Genomic DNA, 309 nt, shown 5'->3' with positions numbered 1-309 from the left:
CGGATCAACAAAGTGCTCACAGCCGTGCGGATGTTCCTGGTCCACGCGGTCATCAACAGGGCTGCGCCGGCCTCGGTGTTGGAGCAGGGGGCCTCCCCCTGAGTGGTGGACACGCTGATACTGGATCTGCTTGATCCGGAGGAAGCGAGAAGACCGCCGATGGCGATGAAGGACTACTCGGACGAGTTCAAGGCCGATGCCGTGGCCCTGTACGAGTCCACACCCGGGGCGACCTACAAGAGCATCGCCGCCGACCTGGGCATCAACCGGGCGACCCTGCGCGAGGGGGTGCTGCGGGACCGCGAACGC

At 65.7% G+C, this 309-nt stretch carries 1 protein-coding gene; it reads left to right on the top strand.

The features are described from left to right. Positions 1-159: 159 nt before the first annotated feature. A partial coding sequence (locus TN53_RS43735; protein ID WP_046264511.1) for an IS3 family transposase occupies positions 160-309 on the top strand: 150 nt, incomplete at its 3' end.

This window comes from Streptomyces sp. WM6386 (assembly GCF_000972385.1).
In the GTDB taxonomy this organism is placed as follows: domain Bacteria; phylum Actinomycetota; class Actinomycetes; order Streptomycetales; family Streptomycetaceae; genus Streptomyces.
Note: the sequence above shows the minus strand (reverse complement) of the source record. Positions and strands in the feature narration are given on the sequence as shown.